General features: G+C 47.3%; 15 protein-coding genes and 2 tRNA genes. 4 read left to right on the top strand and 13 right to left on the bottom strand.

Annotation, left to right across the window (positions count from 1 at the left end):
* Positions 1–17: 17 nt before the first annotated feature.
* The 6 genes from OCV11_RS20090 to OCV11_RS20065 all read right to left on the bottom strand — a co-directional run bounded on the left by OCV11_RS20090 (position 18) and on the right by OCV11_RS20065 (position 3,925).
* Positions 18–215, bottom strand: a complete 198-nt coding sequence (locus tag OCV11_RS20090; RefSeq protein WP_261897787.1) for a hypothetical protein — start codon at positions 213–215, stop codon at positions 18–20.
* Between the two features lie 80 nt (positions 216–295).
* Positions 296–790: a GlcG/HbpS family heme-binding protein gene (locus OCV11_RS20085; protein ID WP_261897786.1), complete on the bottom strand. Its 495-nt coding sequence runs from the start codon at positions 788–790 to the stop codon at positions 296–298.
* 342 nt (positions 791–1,132) lie between these two features.
* Positions 1,133–2,002, bottom strand: coding sequence for an aldo/keto reductase (locus tag OCV11_RS20080; protein ID WP_261897785.1), 870 nt, complete (start codon positions 2,000–2,002; stop codon positions 1,133–1,135).
* A gap of 211 nt (positions 2,003–2,213) precedes the next feature.
* Positions 2,214–3,452 carry a PrpF domain-containing protein gene (locus tag OCV11_RS20075; RefSeq protein WP_261897784.1) on the bottom strand — a complete coding sequence of 413 codons (1,239 nt, stop codon included), beginning with the start codon at positions 3,450–3,452 and terminating at the stop codon, positions 2,214–2,216.
* Positions 3,453–3,731: 279 nt separating this feature from the next.
* Positions 3,732–3,806 (bottom strand) — tRNA-Gly (locus OCV11_RS20070).
* Positions 3,807–3,850: 44 nt separating this feature from the next.
* Positions 3,851–3,925, bottom strand: a tRNA-Gly gene (locus OCV11_RS20065).
* A 267-nt stretch (positions 3,926–4,192) separates the two neighbouring features.
* Here OCV11_RS20065 and OCV11_RS20060 point away from each other — a divergent pair.
* The 4 genes from OCV11_RS20060 to OCV11_RS20045 all read left to right on the top strand — a co-directional run bounded on the left by OCV11_RS20060 (position 4,193) and on the right by OCV11_RS20045 (position 8,719).
* On the top strand, positions 4,193–5,809 hold the full coding sequence (locus OCV11_RS20060; RefSeq protein WP_261897783.1) for a VRR-NUC domain-containing protein: 1,617 nt from the start codon (positions 4,193–4,195) through the stop codon (positions 5,807–5,809).
* Between the two features lie 520 nt (positions 5,810–6,329).
* Positions 6,330–7,694 carry an ethanolamine permease gene (gene eat / locus OCV11_RS20055; protein WP_261897782.1) on the top strand — a complete coding sequence of 455 codons (1,365 nt, stop codon included), beginning with the start codon at positions 6,330–6,332 and terminating at the stop codon, positions 7,692–7,694.
* A gap of 187 nt (positions 7,695–7,881) precedes the next feature.
* Complete coding sequence (locus OCV11_RS20050) at positions 7,882–8,244, top strand: hypothetical protein (RefSeq protein WP_261897781.1); 363 nt, start codon at positions 7,882–7,884, stop codon at positions 8,242–8,244.
* 286 nt (positions 8,245–8,530) lie between these two features.
* Positions 8,531–8,719, top strand: coding sequence for a hypothetical protein (locus OCV11_RS20045; protein ID WP_261897780.1), 189 nt, complete (start codon positions 8,531–8,533; stop codon positions 8,717–8,719).
* A 41-nt stretch (positions 8,720–8,760) separates the two neighbouring features.
* On the opposite strand, the gene OCV11_RS25010 is transcribed toward OCV11_RS20045, so the two are convergent.
* The 7 genes from OCV11_RS25010 to OCV11_RS20010 all read right to left on the bottom strand — a co-directional run bounded on the left by OCV11_RS25010 (position 8,761) and on the right by OCV11_RS20010 (position 18,313).
* On the bottom strand, positions 8,761–9,360 hold the full coding sequence (locus OCV11_RS25010) for an RNA-binding S4 domain-containing protein (RefSeq protein ID WP_315972765.1): 600 nt from the start codon (positions 9,358–9,360) through the stop codon (positions 8,761–8,763).
* 80 nt (positions 9,361–9,440) lie between these two features.
* Positions 9,441–10,700: an enterobactin transporter EntS gene (gene entS / locus OCV11_RS20035; protein WP_261897779.1), complete on the bottom strand. Its 1,260-nt coding sequence runs from the start codon at positions 10,698–10,700 to the stop codon at positions 9,441–9,443.
* Between the two features lie 64 nt (positions 10,701–10,764).
* A complete protein-coding gene (locus OCV11_RS20030) occupies positions 10,765–15,024 on the bottom strand; it encodes an amino acid adenylation domain-containing protein (protein ID WP_261897778.1) in 4,260 nt (1,419 codons plus the stop codon).
* A gap of 35 nt (positions 15,025–15,059) precedes the next feature.
* Entirely contained in the window at positions 15,060–15,254 is a 195-nt protein-coding gene (locus OCV11_RS20025; protein WP_261897777.1) for an MbtH family protein, read from the bottom strand.
* 22 nt (positions 15,255–15,276) lie between these two features.
* A complete protein-coding gene (locus tag OCV11_RS20020; RefSeq protein ID WP_261897776.1) occupies positions 15,277–15,984 on the bottom strand; it encodes a 4'-phosphopantetheinyl transferase family protein in 708 nt (235 codons plus the stop codon).
* A 32-nt stretch (positions 15,985–16,016) separates the two neighbouring features.
* The gene (locus OCV11_RS20015; RefSeq protein WP_261897775.1) at positions 16,017–16,676 is read right to left on the bottom strand and encodes an isochorismatase family protein; all 660 of its coding nucleotides are present in this window, start codon (positions 16,674–16,676) and stop codon (positions 16,017–16,019) included.
* 8 nt (positions 16,677–16,684) lie between these two features.
* Entirely contained in the window at positions 16,685–18,313 is a 1,629-nt protein-coding gene (locus tag OCV11_RS20010) for a (2,3-dihydroxybenzoyl)adenylate synthase (protein WP_261897774.1), read from the bottom strand.
* Positions 18,314–18,322: the final 9 nt, after the last annotated feature.

Raw genomic sequence — 18,322 nt, 5'->3', positions numbered from 1 at the left:
CATTTGAGTAGCTGTTGTTATTTTTTAGTATGTGAATCCACGTGTAAGGTTTCTGCCAATGCGCGGGACACAATGCGGGTAAGATCGCATGCGGCTACTTTTTTAGCGTCTTTTTTAACAGCGCTAACCAAAGGCGTGGCCTCTGTTTCAACTTTAGGCTCGGTGTATTGACTTAGAATCTTGTCGACGACTTGAGCAATTTCTGCATCGTTCATATCAGGTTTTCCTTACCGCTAGGACACACACTCTGCAAAGCCACTGTTATTTGAGCCACAACGGTTATGCAGGTAACTGTTTACTCAGGTAATAACGAATAATAGCGCTGACTAAATTGCGTCACAGCGTATTGGGCGACACTAACGTCTTGTTCCACGCTGCCACCACTCACACCCAGAGCTCCGAGCAATACCTCACCACTCCACAAAGGAATACCACCACCAAAACAGCATAAGCTAGCGTCGTTTTGTAAGGTGTATAGGCTTTTACCTGGTTGTATCTCTTGCGCTAATTGCTGAGTGGACATTTTCAGCGCCACCGCCGTCCATGCTTTTTTAACCGCAACGGTGTGACTCACCAATAAGGCATCTTCCATAGAAAAGAAGTAACGTTGGTTCCCGCTGGCATCCATCAAGCAAAAAACCACCGGCAAATTCATTTCGAGTGCTTTTTGTTTCGCGAATTCACCCAATAGCATGGCGTCATGCAGTGAGATCTTGTGTGGTGCGTCGGAAGTTTGTTTCGCCATCGCGCGATCGACAGGTGTATCGAACAATTCATCATGACTATTCACGGTTGATACCTCTTGATTCAATTTATTGAGCTAGCGCCATGCTAAGACGTGGCAATCTATGCTGTGAGGCAAAAGCCTATGCAGTGAGGAAAAAGCGCGTACCTAGCACAGAGCGACTTTTAGCTGTTAAATTACCACCGAGGCAAAGTGGAGCCGATGTCAGAACTTGCTGTGATGGAGGACTATTTTGTGCTCTCGCAACGAGCATGGACAAAATAGTGCTATTGATTCAATGCAACGCCCGATAGAGAAACTCTCCATAACACTTTCCAATAAAAAACACCCCAACCGGGTCCGGCTGGGGTGTTTTCAATTTGAACGAAAAGGAATTTAGCGTGCGAACTAGTCGTGGATTTTCACGCCTAAGCAGCCTCGAACGAACGCGGGGTTGAAGTGTTTCACGGCTTCACCCACGTAGCCAAGATCCAGTGAGGTGATGTTGTCCATCTCTTCATCGGTCAGCGTAAAATCCCAAATATCGAAATTTTGCTTAATGCGTTCTTCATGAGTGGATTTAGGAATCACCGTCACACCACGTTGCAGGTTCCAACGCAGCACCACTTGTGCAGTCGATTTGCCATGAGCAGCAGCAATACCTTGTACCACTTGACTGTCATGAATGTTATGACGACCACCACCTAATGGAGCCCATGCTTCTGGCTGAACATTGTAGTGTTTCATCGTTTCAAGGGCTTCGGTTTGCGCAAAGTATGGATGAAGTTCGACTTGGTTCACCATTGGCGTGATACGCACGGTTTCACAGAAGTTCGCCAGAACATGAGCATAGAAGTTAGAAACACCGATCGCTTTTAGTTTACCCGCTTCGTAAGCGTCTTCCATCGCACGCCAAGCACTAAAATAATCACCCATCGCTTGGTGTTGAAGATACAAATCAAAGTAGTCTAAACCTGCTTTTTGCAACGACGCTTCGATTCCTGCTTTGGCCGTATCGTAGCTTGCCATATCTTGCACCCACAATTTAGAGGTAATGAATAACTCTTCGCGAGTACATAAACCTTCAGCAATCGCTTCACGTACTGCATCGCCAACCGCATCTTCGTTGCCATAAACGGCGGCGGTATCAATTAGACGATAACCAGCGCGAATCGCTGCCAGTATCGATTGTTTACACACTTCTTTGTCAGTGACTTGAAAGACACCAAACCCTGCCATTGGCATCTGAAGACCGTTATTTAACTTAGTGTATTCCATTGAAGAACGCTCCAATCTCTCTCATTAATCGTATTAAGATAAGCTCTGATGCTTGCCTTACTCGGCCAACCACCTTAAATCTAGCCTATCTCTTATTGAGGTGTAGATTAACGTAATGTGGACAAGATGATTATCCGCAAAATCTTGGACAAACTTATGAGCAGAGATCATCAATCTTTCATCATATCCACGTATTCCAATGTGGCTCAGGCTAATGACGTATTTTCGCTAGTTCAGCACAGAGCTCAGCGGATGCTCCAATTAATGGCACCCACCCTTTCAGCAGAATTTGCGCGCTGCGCTTATAGGCAGCTCCCGTAATATTAACAAGTCCATTGGTAGAATCTTGATGAAGGATAACGGCTTCTAGAATACCCGCTGGGTTATCAATGCGGATTTGAGTAGCATGGGTTCCATCTGCTTGCGCGACAGTTTGAATCCCGTCGGCAACCTCAGCGGCAACACTGCCTTCAATAAGACAAGCTGAAGCAAGACAACATCCCCCAGTCACGGCCATTGAAGCGTGTGCCTTTTGTGGAGTGAAATAGCGCACCGCAATATTTGCTTCGGGGTGCTTTGGCTTAGAGATAAAACAGATTTTAGGAATCGTTTCACTGCGCTGAAGTTCTTCAACTGTCATTGGTAAACCCTGCTTATTTTTAAGCCCCATACGCAAGCCAGCTTCAACCCAAACATCTCTTAACTGCTGTTTAAGCTGCGCGTTATTATTGAGTTCACTTGGCGCTTCATCGCCCACCATCCCCACATCTTCCGCTTTTATGATCACCATAGGAACAGCAACATCCACACAAGTAACGTCAATACCATGGATGGTTTCCTTGGGTTTGCCTGTGGGTAATAGCAACCCAGTTTTGGCCCCGACCGGATTTTGTAAAAAGAGATCGACACTTGGGTAGCGTCCATGAATTCCCGGAATCTCCGTCAATGCAAACCCCGATGCTTTGCTGTAATGAAGGCGCGCTAACGTAGCCACTTCAGTATTGGTATTAAATATCTCCAACTCGGGATTATCCACTTGCGGTAACAAGCCGTGATCAAACGCCCACAACGGAATAGCAGAGGACATATTGCCGCAATTGACACTCCAGTCGATGTCCGCGTGATCGGACGACAGCTGAGCCAAGGTGCTGACTAATTTTACTCGCTGATCACTTTGCTCTGCCACAGCAACAAAGAACACTTTGTTGGTTGTCGGCGTACCACGCCCTAACCCATTAAGCTGGTTATTATTGAGAATCGAGCCAGACAAGGGCGACCCCATAATGAGCCGCAGCAGCTCTTCGCGTAGCGCTTTAGTTTGCGGCGCAACACCTTCCCAAATCACCAGCCCAGTCGACGTTCCACCACGCATAAAGTAAACAGGAAATTCCACCACGCCAGTCACCGTATTTACATTGACCGACATAAACTTCTCTTGACTACTGTGCATAGCAACGTCCTTATAAGCAAACTCCCCGACAATCACTAACATCATCTTCTGCGGTTTCACTGATCAAGATAATACGAGTTGAATGATAGGGAATCATTGAATTGATGAGAATTTAATCCCAAAATCAGATTGTTACCATAATGACATTGAGAATCATTGGGTCAATAGCAAGTTGGTAGAAGTAACGGGTTGCTCTGTGAAAAATCGAAAGAGTAGCTTGAGTTAATCACTCACTAGTGAAAACGACAATCAGGAAAAGAAGTTAAACAAGAAGAAACTTGGAGCGGGCAGCGGGAATCGAACCCGCATCATCAGCTTGGAAGGCTGAGGTAATAGCCATTATACGATGCCCGCGTTGGTGTGCATCTAGCGCTTGTATGGATGAAAGCAGAAGAATCTGGAGCGGGCAGCGGGAATCGAACCCGCATCATCAGCTTGGAAGGCTGAGGTAATAGCCATTATACGATGCCCGCATTGCTTTGCATCGAAGCGATGGAGTCAATATGCCACCGCTATGGTAAAAAGAAAACCCTTTTCTTTCAATTACGTGCTCACTTGGTCAGTTAATGATCAACCTTACCTATCGTTGATGAATTTTTGACAAAAAAGCACAAAATCTGAGAGAGCTTTACCGAGCACACTTTCATTCCAACCTGCATTTTACTTCTCTTTACGGTTATACTTTCCTCCGCAATAGGACAGACACACCTCTGGCATGAGGTATAGGACGATAATTAACCATGCTACCCTCTTCTTCTCCAACACCGCAACTTGCCCCAGATTATTACTTGGCAAATTTCTGGCGACTGCTCGACCACGCCTGCCAGTGGTATGAAGATTTGTTGACCAAGGAAGAGCAAAATTGGATCGACACCTTTAAAAAACTGCCCCACTCAAGCCAATGCATTATCGTGCGTCTTCTGTCACGTAAAGGGGAATGGTTTCGCAGCGATAAACTCGATTATGTTGAGATTGCGAACTTAGAGGCGCAGTGGCCAATACTCGAAGCATCGGGTTTTATTCAGATGAATCCAAACCTAACTGAAGCACAGCTGTGCGAGCTGTTATTTACTAAGCCAGAGATCATTGCCCGTCATCCCTTGTTAAATAAGGCGTTACGCAAAGACGATCTCCTAGCGGCTATTGAACAAGATACACCAGCGCAACCTACGCCATTTACGATCATTCATTTGGTGCATAACGACATCATTGAGTTACTGCTTATTCTCTTTTTCGCCAATGCTCATCAAGACCTCAGTCAGTTTGTCCTTGATGATTTAGGGTTACACCGATTCGAGCAGTACCAACTAAGTCAAACGCAGCGTTTTTTTCATCATCGTGATGAGATAGAGCAATTGCGTCTGTTGCAGCGGATCGCACAAGATTATTGGCAGAATGAAAAGCAACCTAAGGACGCATTAGTTCGCCTTTGTCAGCAACTGCCTGATAAAGCCTCTCATCCCTATGTCGAACGAAAGCGACAAAAACTCATCAATCAATTGGCTCGTGCATTAGAGCGCCTCGGAGAATCTGAGCTCGCGCTGCACTATTTTGCTCAGTCGTCGCTACCACCAAGTCGTGAACGGCAAGCGCGTATCTACGATAAACTCGGCCAATATCAGCGCATGGGCTACCTGATTGAGCAGATAAAAGACACCCCATATCATCAAGAAGAACTGGAAATAGCGCAGCGTTTGCAGCAACGTTATCTTCGCACTCAAGGACAAAAAGTCCCTCGCGCGACCAAACCCAAATGGCCAGAACGTCATCTATCGCTCGATTTATCCACCCAACGAGTCGAATTGGCAGTGCGTGATGCGCTAATAGCGCAAGGCTACTATGTCTATTATCTCGAAAATCAACTGCTCAATACCCTACTCGCTTTGGTTTTGTGGCCTGCGATTTTTGCGCCGGTAGAAGGGGCTTTTGTTAATGCCTATCAAGCTCGCCCGTTGGACTTCTATCACACAGAGTTTTGTGCCAAACGCCAGTCATTGATTGAGTCGTGTTTCGACCAGTTTATGGCACATGGCACGCCATCACTGATCGCCCGTTGGCAAGAAAAACAAGGGATTGCCAATCCTATGACCAGTTGGCAAGGCATAGATGAAGCGCTTTTTCATTGGATAGACCGCACCATTCCACGAGCGACTTTGGTGGCATTAATGAAGATTCAACTTAAAGATTTACGCCTGTTTCGTGCTGGAATGCCTGATATGATGGCCTTTAAGGAGGAAACGTATGAGTGGATTGAAGTAAAAGGTCCTGGCGATAAATTGCAAGATAACCAGCTGCGCTGGATGAGTGAATTTGCCAAGCTTGATATTCCATTTTCAGTTTGTTACGTCAATCATTGAGCCTTAGGATTCGCCAGCGAGTGAATCCCGTTGCACCATTATGCAAATCGATTGCACAGGGTATAACCACAACGGTTTTAATTGCATCTCGTTGCACTATTGATGTGCACAACCAAATTTCGTGCGCTCTTTTTGTGCTCATTGATATCATGTAGCAAACTCTTTTCTGATTTATCACACCTTATTAACAGCATGATTAGCCGAGAATTATCTATCCAACAGCATGATAGTTCGCTGGAATGTTACTAAAGATTTCGATCACATTATTTTGTCCTTAACTTTGCTTGTTTCATTTTTATTGCAATTTGTCGGTATGAGTTTCGCTAGTGCTTATTAGTGGAGCATGAACGACTGGTATGAACAAAGCTTTTAATAAATACCATCGGCTTCCACTGTAGCACGATGTTTTAACAGAATGTTCTTCTGTCACATCGAATAAGGATAGTTAGACCCGGAGTCGAATTCACGTTTAACAAGGATGACGTGAGGCGGTAGACATAAGGGATTAGGAGACATAGATATGACGGCCAAATTGCAAAAAACACTGGGCACGCTCTCTCTTTGGGGGATTGCAGTAGGTCTAGTGATTTCAGGTGAATACTTCGGTTGGAGTTATGGTTGGGGTATATCAGGGACATTGGGATTTTTGGTCACTACATTGATCGTAGCAGCAATGTATACCTGTTTTATTTTTAGTTTTACCGAATTAACCACTGCGATTCCACATGCGGGTGGGCCTTTCGCATACAGTCGCCGCGCTTTTGGTGAAGTAGGTGGTTTGATTGCTGGTTTAGCTACACTGATTGAGTTTGTGTTTGCTCCACCAGCGATTGCGATGGCGATTGGCGCTTACTTGAACGTGCAATATCCCGATTTGGACCCTAAATGGGCAGCGGTAGGTGCTTATATTGTCTTCATGACATTGAATATCTTGGGCGTAAAATTGGCAGCTATGTTTGAACTTTGCGTGACCATTTTGGCTGTTCTCGAACTCTTGGTATTTATGGGCGTTGTCGCACCTGGCTTTAGCTTCTCTAACTTCGTGCTAAACGGTTGGGCTGGCAGCAACGAGTTCACCTTCGGTACTTTATCCGCTATTTTCGCTGCAATTCCATTTGCGATTTGGTTCTTCCTCGCTATCGAAGGCGCAGCAATGGCGGCAGAAGAAGCCAAAGATCCACAACGTACCATTCCAAAAGCCTACATCTCTGGCATTTTGACACTGGTCGTATTGGCCCTTGGCGTGATGATCTTCGCAGGCGGTGCTGGTGATTGGTCTAAACTGTCCGGCATTAACGACCCATTGCCACAAGCAATGAAAATGGTGGTAGGCACTAGCTCTGGTTGGTTACACATGTTGGTGTGGATTGGTCTGTTCGGTTTGATTGCCTCTTTCCACGGCATCATCCTTGGCTATTCTCGCCAATTCTTTGCCCTTGCTCGTGCAGGTTACCTACCAGCAGGACTGGCTAAACTGTCTCGCTTTAACACACCTCACCGCGCGATCTTGGCCGGTGGTGTCATTGGTATCATCGCTATCTTTAGTGATGGCGTGGTCAACCTACAAGGCATGAGCCTTACTGCTGCGATGATTACCATTGCGGTGTTTGGCGCTATCGTCATGTACATAATGAGTATGCTAAGTCTATTCAGACTGCGTCGTTTAGAGCCAAACCTGACTCGTACTTACCACGCACCTTTGTACCCTATCGTTCCGGGAATTGCTTTGGTGTTGGCAGTGCTGTGTCTGATTGCGATGGTATGGTTTAACCAAATCATTACCACTATCTTCATGGTGATGATGTTTGTTGGTTTTGTGTACTTTAGCCAAACCAAACATCAACGTGAAAACGCAGAAAAAGATCTGATGTTAGTTCGCGAATAGATGTCATAAGACAATCGGTTACATTGATAAAGCCAGTATTAACTGGCTTTATTTTTTTGTCGCAGATCACAATAAAACCGATTGCATACTAATTTGATCTCGACCCCAAAAATTTCACACGGTTATTTTTTGCACTACATTTCCAGTTAAAATTCGCGCACTTCAGTTGAAGCTAGGAAATACAATAATGAAAATCAATCGTATGTTAAACGTCATCTGTGACGAGTGTTACCAAGAGTCTTCACTCTCACCCCATGATCAAAAGATCATTTATGAACAAGGCTATATTCGCTGTAAGCATTGTGCTTTGGCCGTTGGCTTTGAAGAGACTATCTCGCAAAAAATCAAAACCGGTCTGTTGCTGGCCTTTTTTATCGCGAGTGCTCTCACCATTCTGGCTGTGGTGCTTAGTCACTTTATTGGCAGTGATGCACTACCCGCCTCTGTTGCTCTGATCGTTGTGGTGATGGACATCATCGTTATATCGATTGCCAGCAGCCAGCCGATTAAGCTGGTTAGCTCAATGCGCGGATATGCGATAACTCACTAATTTGTTTAGGCTTCGTTCAATGGATGAAGAAGCCTTTCTCTTCTCTGCTTTGAATCAATCACTTATCTAGTCCATCCGATTTCGCTCAAAAAAAATCGCAATTATTTTTAGCCAATATCAAACTGAATTTATTTACAAAAACCAAGCCGCCTCAATTGGTCTCTGTTTCAAGAGTGATCCAAACGCTTTACTTTGACTACAATGACTCTGAGGTGTTGTTATCCAAGCTAACAGCACAATAGAGTTGTAAATGAAGAGTCGACCCCAGCAAACAGGAGGTACGAAGATGAATATTCGCGAAAACATTGACGTGCTTGAGCAACAAATTTACGTTGCCTGCTCAGAGGGTGATTATGACACCGTCGCTACGTTAGAGAGACAGCTAGAATATCTCCGTGGCAAAGTGGAGCATCCTTTTGATGAAGACCCTTACGCTTTAGAGGGAAGAACCTTTCAAGATGGTGATTGGTTTTAAATGTTAGGGGAAGCTTACGCTTCCCCTCTCTTTAATCCAACTTACAGAAAATCGATCGAGTTACGACCCGTTCTGTTGGTGTTGGTTGGTGCTTGATCCGCCTCTTTGGCAGACTCTTTCACCGGCGCTTTCTCAGCAGATGCTGACAAACGCGATTTATTGGCTTTGGTCGCTGATTTTTTAGTGCCTGTGGCAGCACGGTGTGCTTTTTCAGCTTTATCCGCTTTTGCTGCACCAGTCGACTTAGGACCTTTGTGCGCTTTATCTGGTGTGTTAGAAGCTTTCTTCGAAGCTGAAGCTTTGTTTGCACCTGAAGAACGATTTTTCTTTGGTGCAGGTTTTGCTACAGGCTTCTCTTTTGGCTCAGACACTGGCGCATCACAAATCACCAAGTAAAACTCTTCGTTAAACTCGATCAAATCCCCGTCGTACATTTTGCGACGTTTGCGCGTTTCTAATTCGCCGTTAACAAACACATAGCCTTCAGTGATCACGTGTTTTGCTTCACCACCGCCGCTGATCGCGTCGGCAATTTTCAACACTTTATACAGTTCAATAGGCTGTTCTGAAACTTCCACGCCAACCGCTTCAATTTCAATTTCGTCGTCAGCCACAAACTCTTGCTGATCCATATCCGTCATAAGTTACTCTCAGTATTACTTTGCGCGCAGTTTACCCTCTTCTCGAAAGGGAGGAAACCACTAAATACTTGGTTTAAGGATTATGCCTGCTGTGGTGTTTTCATTAACTGCGGATCGCTTAATTGTGCGCCGCGTAATTGACGAAAACCAATTGCCATAACCGAGCCAATGCCAAGCGCCCCTAAGCCAAACGCGAGAATGGAAACGCCCGGTGCCATGATATTGCCTAACGCGCCAAGACCTAAAGAACCAATTGAGTGTCCCGACACATCTTGCGCAGTCCATAAACTGCTCACACGGCCCATCAAATGGTTAGGGGTATGACCTTGTACTAAAGAGTACTGAATGATTTTGGTTAATGAGCCTAGATAACCAAACACCACCAGCACCGCTAATAAAAGCACATAATGCGTAACCACCCCAATGGCAGCAATGCTGACAAAAATGCCGAGTGTGCTCCACACCATAATCAGCCCTGGTTTTGGCGATTGATTCACCCAGCCAGAGGTCAGCGCGCCGAACATCGCCCCCAGCGGCATCGCTGCGTAAAGTAACCCAGCTTCTGCCGCTGTGCCGCCAAACACATCGATAGCTAAAACCGGAAACATCACTTTGACTGCGGTAGCGAGTGTTTCTAATGTGCCTAATGCCACCACACTGCCCACCAAGCGATGTTGGAAAAGAAACTTCACCCCAACTTTGAGTGAGGTTAACGGCGTTTCGCCCTTTGCGCCTTCTGCTTTCATGGTCGGCAAACGCAGTAGCGGTAACAAGGTCAAAAAGGTGCCAAGCGCCGCCAAACCGTAGTTCCAACTCACGTCACCCCACGCGATGATCAATCCGCCGATGGCTGGCGAAAGCACCATGCCAGCGCGAACCGTTAGCATACTCAGCGCAGCGGCTTGGGGTATGTTTTCTCTGCCAACAATCACCTGCATGCAGGCCATCAGGGCTGTAACACCGATGGCGGCAAAAAAGCCATTCCACAAAGAAAGGAAATAGAGCACCCACAAAGAGGGCTCAGGGAGCATGCTGTTCATGGTCATGGCGATAAAGCCGACACCACAAATCCCGCGAGCAAACAGGATCAATTGCTTACGTTCATAACGGTCAGCAAGCACACCGCCCAAGAGCAAGCCAATAAACATGCCCGCTCCGTCCAATGCCATAATGCCACCTACCGCTAGGGTCGAGTTGGTCATGTCATGCACTTGAATCGGAACGGCGACCATCATCAGCCCTAATGCCAATACCGACACCAAACGGGCAATGAACACCATGCGAAAATCACGGTTCTCCTTGAGGAGGGTAAAATCAACGAGGAAAGAAGGTTTTTTCATAATAACGTCTTACTAAGCAGCCTTCAGCCATTGCGGCTGAAGGCTTAGAGATGAATGGAAGAGATTAGGCTTTGATAAGTTGGGTATCGCGGCGGATCACCTTATCGAATAACGGCCCGACTTGTTTGAGCGTTTTTGGCTCTAAGATATCTTGGTGACGGGTATCAATATGCAGTTGCGTCAACTCGGCTGCGTATTTTGACCACACCGCTTCGATATCAAAATCGGGGAAGGTTTGATCAGCGACGAACAGATGCACTCGCCCTGCGTAATAACGAGTTTTCGCCGTGGCCATTAGCCCCACGGCGTAGCCGTAGTTAGCATCCACATCCGCCAACATCGCTTGTTGTGCTGCCCCCATTTCCATTGCTTCCCCGCCGTTTTTCTCGTCAAGGAAAGCGGCTTTCTCTTTTTCTGCTACTTCTTGGTTCATGGCCGCATCCCAATCTTGGCATTCGGTTGGGTACGTATCGAACAAACCAACAAACGCGACTTCTTCCCCTTCTTGCTGTAGGCGTGCTGCCAGCGTGTGCGCGACGTTGCCGCCAAACGAATACCCAGCAAGGTGATATGGACCGTGCGGCTGCACTTTTTTCAGCTCCGCATAATACATATCACAAGCCACATCCATGGTTTTCGCTGTGGCGATAGCGCCACCTTCACGGGGTGATTGCAAACCAATGATCGGATAGTCGCCACCTAGGTAACGCAGCAGTCCAGTATAAAGCCAAGAGAAACCGGATGCGGGGTTGATGCACACCAATGGCACACCTTCACCGCGGCGAATCGGCAGTACTTTTTCCAGCCCCACCATTGAGTGACCGTCCGTGCCTTCATCCAAACACTGCGCTAGGGCTTCTACCGTTGGATTGATGATCACCTGCCCAACCGATAAGGTTTGTCCGGTTTTTTCATGAATGTCGGCAGCTAAACGCATGCAGAGTAAAGAATGTCCACCGAGTGAGAAGAAGTCATCTTGCACAGTCACTTCACTCACTTGCAATAACTCGCAAAATAACTGAGCGACAATTTTCTCGTTGTCACTTTGCGGAGCACGCCCTTTATGGCTGGTTTGTAACGTCGGCAATGGCAAGGCTTTACGATCCAATTTGCCGTTAGCGCTTAATGGGAATTCATCCAGAACCATGATCGCCATTGGCACCATATGCGCTGGCAAACGCTCTTGCATTTCACTGCGCAGCCAATGTGTATCAAGTAATGGTGTATCGAGCGAATCACTCTTATCACTGGCGAGCACATAACCGATCAATTGGCGGTTATCGGCCCCGGCGACACCGGTTTGTGACGGTAAGTTTTTCGCACAAACAATCGCTTGGTGAACCCCATCAAGCTCTTGCAGACACGCTTCAATCTCACCCAGCTCAATACGTTGACCGCGAATTTTAAGCTGATCATCACTGCGACCTAAATAGTCCACTTTGCCCGAAGGCAGCCAACGCACTACATCACCGGTGCGATACATGCGACTACCCGCTGGGCCATAGGGATCCGCGACAAAACGATCCGCGGTTAATGCGCTGCGGTTAAGATAACCCACCGCTAGCTGTGCGCCTGTCAAATACAGCTCCCCTGGCACACCAATGGGCACTTCACGTAAGAAACTATCTAAAATACGCAGCTCTGTGTTCCACACAGGTAAACCGATCGGCACGCCGCCGCTTAGCCCTTCTTCAAGTTCAGGACCAAATGCCGGACAATAAGTGACATCGACGGCCGCTTCGGTTGGGCCGTATAAGTTGTGTAAAGGCGCATCAATATGATGTTGATAAAGACGAGCAAGCTCTTTGGTGAGCGCTTCACCACTACAAAATACGCGGCGTAAACTCGATGCTACGCGATCATTCGTATCAACTTGTGAATCTACATAAGCAATAAATGCAGCCAACATCGATGGCACAAAGTGCACTGTGGTGATGTGATAATCTTCCATCAAATGCAATAGTGCATCAGGGTCTTTGTGGACCTCAGGCGGCGCCATCATTAGGCTCGCCCCCTCTATCAACGCCCAGAAAAACTCCCACACCGACACATCGAAACTGCAGGGTGTTTTTTGCAACACGACATCGCTAGCATTTAACTGATACTCTGCTTGCATCCACGCTAAACGGTTCACGATCGCGCCATGGGAAACCAACACCCCTTTCGGATTGCCGGTCGAGCCCGAGGTATAAATGATGTACGCGCCATCTTGGGCATCCAAAGGTCGATTGTCACTAAGTTCATCGCTCTCTTCTGGTAACGCATCCAGCAGGAGCACATCACCTAGCTTTTCAAACTCAGTGGCATAGTCGGAAGTTGTGATCACCAAAGTGGGTTTAGCGTCATTGACCATATAGCTTAAGCGTTCACTTGGGTAACTCACATCCAAAGGCAGATAAATTGCCCCGGCTTCGATTACCGCGTTAATCGCTAAGCTCAGTTTGACACTGCGAGGCAAAGCAATAGCCACGATATCGCCTTTTTGTACCTGATGGGCAATCAGCTGATTGGTCAAGCCCTGCACGCGAGCGCGCATCTCTTGATACGTAAAATGGTGCTCCACATCCATTAAGGCAGAGGCCTTGGGCGTTTGCAGCGCTTTCTCACGCATCAAGGCACGTAATGTCGTTTGCGGTAACACCACTTCCGTTTGGTTAATTTGGGTGAGCAGCGCTCGGTCAGCTTCAGTTTGCAAAGAGAGATCGCGCACTAGGCTCTCTGGATAACTAACCAGTTGCTCAAGCAGCCACTCCACTTGACCGGCAATGCGCTGCGGTGAATATTTGCGGTTGCGATACGCCACCATAATTTGCAATTCATCACCAGGGACAACAAACACCGTCATAGGGAAATGGGTATAACCGCGATTTTTGATCTGCTCTAAACGCCAGTGGTGGTAAGTTTCACCGACCCACTGCGCTTCTTTGGGAAAGTTTTCCACCGACAGCATGGTATCAAACAGGCTTTCACCGCCAGCCAGTTGCTGAATTTCACTTAGCCCCAACACATCGTTTTCCAAAACGCCAATTTGGGCGTGCTGCATCTGTGTTAATTGGCTAAACAGGGTTTGATCGGGACGCAGCTTCGCTCGCACTGGAATGGTATTAGTAAGCAGGCCCACGTGCTGTTCAATATCCACCACCTGTGCAAATCGCCCAGAAATCGGCGTACCAAACACCACATCTTCACGCCCAGTGATGGAGCCAAGAATCAGCGCCCAAACGCCTTGCATTAAGGTGTTGATGGTGATGCCCTGCTTACGACAAAGCTGGTAAACCTGTTGGCTTCTTTCGGCATTTAAGGTCAGATTGACTTCGTCGATATCATGACGCTCTACATCGCCATCATAGGCCAGTGTTGGCGTCGCTCCTTGCAATAACTCCTGCCATAGTGCTTTTGCCGGTTCTTTATCACGAGCAAGAAGCTGCTCGACCAACTGCGCATAGGGCGTGCTATCACTGACAAACGCACATTCCCCTGTAGCATAACTGTGCAATAGGGTGTTGAGCATGAGCGGAGTTGACCAACCATCAACAATCAAGTGATGCTCAGAGAGATACACAGTATGCAGCTCATCACCATGATGAACCACTTTGCAATACAATAACGGCTTGGTTGGATCCATTAGATCATAGCGACGATCAACCTCTTGCTGTTCGATAAGCGCCAATTGTTGTTGCTGCTCATCTGCCGTTAAATGGTGTAAGTCTTGTTCGTGGATTGGCCACAATCCCTCACTCTGCTCAGGCACGTTGACCAACACCTGTAACAGCTGCCCGGTAAGGCGGGCATCGAAACGAGCCCAAAGCTGCGGATAGGTTTTGACCACATTATCTAAACTGTTTTGCAAACGCTGAAGATCAAATGGGCCAGAGAAGGTCATGATCGAAATAGCGTTGTAGTGACTACCAGCTTGCTCAAGCAGAGATTGGAAATAGAGGCCTTGTTGTAGCGGCAATGCGGGTAAGACTTGGCTCACCTTGCCATAACGCGTTTCACACTCTTGCCACTGCGCACTCGATAGTAACGCAGGTTGCGCGGTCGCCACTTTGCGCTCTTTCTTATCGCCTTTTACTTTGGCTTTCGCTGCTATATCTCGAAGCACTTTGCAAACAAAAATGTCTTTTGCTTTAAGCACATAACCTTGTTTGCGCATTTTGGTTGATAGCGCCATCGCAGTGATACTATCACCGCCCAGGGCAAAAAAGTCGTCGTCGATGGTGATAGTGTCAGTGCTTAATAGCTCTGACACAATTGCACACAACACCAGCTCTGCATCACTAAGGTCAGAGCAAGCATCGATTGAATTTAACATTTGAGACATCACGTGTTTCTTCCTTCTGATTCCGTCGATGACCGTTACAAGCGAATATCGGTCCAGTGCTTTTCGATATATTCACAGCATTCTGTTTTGGGATGCGGCCCAAACACCACCAGCCAACCTGCTGGCACCGGCGCAAATTGGGGCCACAAGCTGTACTGTTTTAAAGTGTTGAGCAATACGAGAAATGAATGCTTATCGTCATCAAACGGATTGATATAGTGATCTTTCATGGCATTTCCTAAAATTTGGGGGTCATTGCGCGCCGTCCCGTGGCGACTCAAGGTCGCAAGGTAAGGTCACGAGCGTAATGACATGATGAGAGTTCCACAGATAATCGCAGCGGCAAGTAGCCAACCCTAGCTCCAAAGTCAGAGCATGGGAGAGGCGAAAAGTCAGTTGGTTTTGACTTGCACAAACCAAAGTGGCGTCAGAAAAATCAAGGTAACGTTTTACACGGGGATAGAGCGCTTTAAACACGCTCTCTTTTGCTGAGAAAATCAGCGTCAGTTGCTCAGCAAGCGGTGTATCTAATAAAGAAAGCAGCGCATGTTCGTGGGGCGTCGCGATAACGCCATTGACCGCCTCAAGATCATCTTGAGTCAGGCGCGCTTGCACATCCACACCTAAGCCTTGCCAGTCTGCTTTGGCTCCTGCCACCGCTACGGCAATATCATCACTGTGGGAAATAGAGCCGACCACTGCGCCAGGCCAACATGGGGAACGATGCTCCCCAATAGCTATAGAAAAATCGGTGTATCCCAACACACACAACGCATCATTTGCCGCGACTCTACCTGCGACAAATTCTGCTTTGCGCTTTAAAGCGGCATTGCATAGGGATTTCGGCAGTGATATCTGCGCAGTGTCCCGAGGTTCAATAAACTCATGGCGATGGAAACTGCGTAGATAAAGAGTGACCCCAGCAAGCTGCTTTTTCTGGCATACACCGATAAAAGTCATTGGTAAGTGACCAATTAAGCTTGAGAAAACGTTTAGGCGTTCTCGAGCTCAGCCTCTTTGACTTGCAGCGTTTCCAACAGCGCAGCTTGAGTCGTCACGAAACCACATCGTTTTGACACGTAATTTAGCGCGTGAATATGCTCTTCACGGGAGAAATCTCCTAACGCATCCGATACGAAAAACGCTTGAATATCATACATAAAGGCATCGGCTGCCGTTAACATGCAACCAATATGTGCATAAACACCACAGATGATCAGTTGGTCACGACCACTCTCTTGCATCATGGTGAGCAAATCAGAGCGTTTAAACGCGCTGTAACGCCATTTTGTGTACACAATGTCATCACTTTCTGGCGCCAATTCAGGCACGATACGCGTGATAGACTCATCGGCTTTTAAGCCTGTGCCCCAGAAATCCGTTAATAGTGCGCGATCCGCTGGGTCCTGATCACCCGGCTGCGCGGTATACACCACGGGAATACCTTGTGCTTTACACGCCGCTTTCAGTGCTTTAACACGGGAAATCAAGGTGGATTTCAACTGGTCATCAGCATAGAAATCTAAGAAATATTGCTGCATATCATGCACTAACAGCACTGCACGATTTGGATCGACCGCCCAATCGACTTTATTCGTCACACCCAGCATCAATTTATCAAGTGAGTATGAGTTCAGTTTTGGAATCGCCATAATATCTCCTAAGCGGTGGTCGTTTGTTGAGCAAACTGTTGGCGCAGGTGTTTCTTATCAATTTTGCCAACGGGTGTTTTAGGTAATTGTTCAATGAAATGAACAAAATCTGGAATTTTGAAATCAGCTAAGCCGCAATCACGCAAGAATTGTTTAAATTCCACAGGACGAATATCGCTGCCCGGATGAACCACGATCACTGCGCAGCTACGTTCACCTAGGTATTCATCCGGCACAGCAATGAGCGCCGCATCGTGTACCATTGGGTGTCTCAGCAGTTGGTTTTCAATCTCTTCTGCCGCGATTTTTTCACCGCCGCGGTTAATCTGATCTTTATCTCGCCCGGTAACAATCAAGTTGCCTTCTGCCGTCATACGCACAATATCACCGGTGCGGTAAAAGCCTTCTGGGGTAAACGAACGCTCGTTGTTGTAAGCGGATTTGTAGTAGCCACGAATGGTGTAAGGCCCTTGAACGGTTAAAAAGCCCTCTTCACCACGCGCCACTTCTTGCCCCTGTTCATCGACAATTTTCACTTCGTCATAAGCGGAAATGGGGCGACCTTGCGTTTGAGTAATCATCTCTAGCGGGTCATCTAAACGGGTGTAGTTCACCAAACCTTCAGCCATACCAAAGACTTGCTGCAGTTGGCAGTCAAATAGCGCAGGTAAGCGCTTCGCTGCTGTTTCGCTAAATTTAGCGCCACCAACTTGAATCACTTTCAGGCTGGAAAGGTCGTAGTCGCAATCTTGAACCGCTTCCATCCACACCAAAGCGACAGGTGGAACCAGTGCAACGAAATCGACTTCATGCTCTTCAATCAATTCAAATGCCGCATCAGCAGAAGGATCATCACCGATAATCACCGTGCCACCGGCCCAAAAGATGCCAAGAGAGCCTGGAGAGCTTAATACGTAGTTATGCGCGACAGGTAACACGCAAAGGAAGCGTGTATTTTCGTCGATCTCGCAAATCTCATTACTGCCAATGACGCTGTAGGCGTAATCATCGTGAGTACGCGGAATCATCTTTGGCACGCCTGTCGTACCGCCAGAGAGCTGGAAGAATGCCACTTTATCTGCAGAGGCGTTTTGGGTGAAATCGGGCAACAAACGGCAGGATGATAGCGATACAAATCGGCCATCAGCGGACTCATCTCCCCCCTTCACAATCACATGTTGCAGCTGCGGACACTCTGCAGCGACTTGCTGCGCTAGCTCGGTGTAATCAAACATCGGGTCTTCGCCATCGATGATGTACGCCTTCGCGTTCGCATGCTGGCAGAAATAGGTGATCTCGTTTTTACGATGCGCAGGAAGCGCCATCACAGGGCGAATTCCTTTCTGAATCAGAGCGAAATAACAAAAATAGAACGCTTCATGATTGGTCATTTGCAACACAACGTTATCGCCAGCGGTCAGACCAAGCTCAGTAAATCCGGCGGCTAAGCGAGCAATTTCTTGCTGCATCTGCTGGTAGCTGTATTCACGGTCGTCACAGATAATCGCGGTGTGGTTTGGGAAACGACGTACGCTGTCGCATAGGTAATCGTAAAAGGTTTTTCCTTGCCATAAGCCAAGCTCGCGATAACGTTTTGCGAGCTCGTCTGGCCATGGAGTAAATTCTAACTCGTCCATTAAGCGGTT

This window comes from Vibrio porteresiae DSM 19223, from assembly GCF_024347055.1.
Taxonomy (GTDB): domain Bacteria; phylum Pseudomonadota; class Gammaproteobacteria; order Enterobacterales; family Vibrionaceae; genus Vibrio; species Vibrio porteresiae.
The sequence above is the reverse complement of the archived record's forward strand: the minus strand, read 5'-3'. Positions and strand labels throughout refer to the sequence as shown.